Genomic DNA, 2,133 nt, shown 5'->3' on the forward strand with positions numbered 1-2,133 from the left:
CGCACCGTCGTCTTCGCCGGCCATACGGACGTGGTGCCGACAGGCCCTTTGGACCAGTGGACCAGCGACCCCTTCACCCCCACGCATCGCGACGGCAAGCTTTATGGCCGCGGCGCGTCCGACATGAAGACGTCGATCGCCGCTTTCGTCGTCGCCACCGAGGAATTCGTCGCGGCCAACCCGCAGGCCAAACTCTCGGTGGCACTGCTGCTGACCAGCGACGAGGAAGGCCCCAGCGTGGACGGCACGGTGGTCGTGTGCGACCGCCTCAAGGCCCGGGGTGAGCGGCTTGACTACTGCATCGTGGGCGAGCCGACATCCGTCGAGCGCGTCGGCGACATGATCAAGAACGGGCGGCGCGGCACCATGAGCGGCAAGCTCAGCGTCAAGGGCGTGCAAGGGCACATTGCCTACCCGCAACTTGCAAAGAACCCCATCCACCTCGCGATGCCGGCGCTGGCCGAGCTCGTGGCGATGGAATGGGACCGCGGCAACGATTTCTTCCAGCCCACCAGCTGGCAGATGAGCAACATCCACGCCGGCACAGGCGCCGGCAATGTCATTCCGGGCACGGTGACGGTCGATTTCAACTTTCGGTACTCCACCGAATCGACGCCCGAAGGCCTGCAGAAACGCCTGCACGAGGTGCTGGACCGGCATGGGCTGGACTATCAACTCGATTGGGTCGTGGGTGGCCTGCCCTTTCTCACGACGCCTGGCGACCTGGTCAACGCCATCCAGGACGCGATCCGCGCCGAGACGGGCATCGAAACCGAGCTCTCCACCACGGGTGGCACCAGTGACGGCCGCTTCATCTCGCGCATCTGCCCGCAGGTGATCGAGTTCGGACCGATCAACGCCAGCATCCACAAGATCGACGAGCACGTGCGCGTGGCCGACATCGAGCCGCTCAAGAACATCTACCGGCGCACGCTCGAAAATCTCGAGAAATCTCTGTGACTCTCATCGAACTCGTCGAGGCGAGCGCCGCGCGCCTGGACGCGGCCGGCGTCGCCTACGGACATGGCACGGCCAACGCATTCGACGAAGCGGTGTGGCTGGTGCTGTGGCAGCTGGGCCTGCCGCTGGATGACCTCGATGGCGTGGCCGACATGGCCGTCTCCCCGCAGCAGCAGGACAGCGTCAGCGAGCTCATCACCGAGCGCATCCAGTCGCGCAAGCCTGCCGCCTACCTGACGCGCGAGGCATGGCTGCAAGGCGTGCCCTTTTACGTGGACGAGCGCGCCATCGTGCCGCGCAGCTTCATCGCCGAACTGCTGACCGATGGCAGCATTGACACCTGGCTGGGTGAGCATACAAAGCGCGTGCTAGACCTGTGCACCGGCAACGGCAGCTTGGCCGTCCTGGCGGCAATGACTTACCCCGACGTATCGGTGGACGCCGCCGACATTTCCCAGCCCGCCCTGGAAGTGGCCCGCGTCAATGTGGACAAGCACGGCCTCGCCGGGCGCATCCGCCTCTTGCACTCCGACGGCCTCCAGTCCGTACAGGGCCCGTACGACCTCATCCTGTGCAACCCGCCCTACGTCAATGCGCAGAGCATGACCGAGCTGCCCGCCGAGTACCGGGCAGAGCCCGAGCTGGCACTGGCCGGCGGCGCCGACGGCATGGACTTCATCCGCGCCTTGTTCCGCGATGCCCCCGCCAACATGTCCGACCGCGCCGTGCTGGTGCTGGAAATCGGCAACGAGCGCGACCATTTCGAAGCCGCCTTTCCCCGCCTGGAAGTGGTGTGGCTGGAAACCAGCGCCGGCGAAGACCAGGTGCTGCTGGTCACGCGCGACGCCCTCCAAACGCTGTCATTGCGGGCCTGACCCGCAATCCATGCCCCCGTAAGGCTGTCATTGCGGGCCTGACCCGCAATCCATGCCCCGTAGGCTGTCATTGCGGGCCTGACCCGCAATCCATCGTGCCGTGCCCGGCCTTTCCAGGCATGGATCCCGGGTCAAGCCCGGGATGACAGCCAGCCTGGATCCCGGGATGACAGCCAACACGCGACAATACAGCCCTTATGACCCGAGAAATCACCACCCGAATCCTGCACGCCGACCGCCTGGGCACGGTCGAGCATGGCGCCATCCTCAAGCCGTTGCACATTGCCACCGCCTACGG

General features: G+C 65.7%; 2 protein-coding genes. Both read left to right on the plus strand.

Annotation, left to right across the window (positions count from 1 at the left end):
• Positions 1 to 960, plus strand: a 960-nt coding sequence (dapE, locus tag V6M52_RS05605; protein WP_332700287.1) for a succinyl-diaminopimelate desuccinylase, incomplete at its 5' end; no start/stop codon positions are given.
• Positions 957 to 1,835, plus strand: a complete 879-nt coding sequence (prmB, locus tag V6M52_RS05610; protein ID WP_332700289.1) for a 50S ribosomal protein L3 N(5)-glutamine methyltransferase — start codon at positions 957 to 959, stop codon at positions 1,833 to 1,835. The genes dapE and prmB, both read left to right, overlap by 4 nt.
• Positions 1,836 to 2,133 lie beyond the last annotated feature (298 nt).

The organism is Devosia sp., assembly GCF_036676215.1.
Lineage (GTDB): Bacteria > Pseudomonadota > Alphaproteobacteria > Rhizobiales > Devosiaceae > Devosia.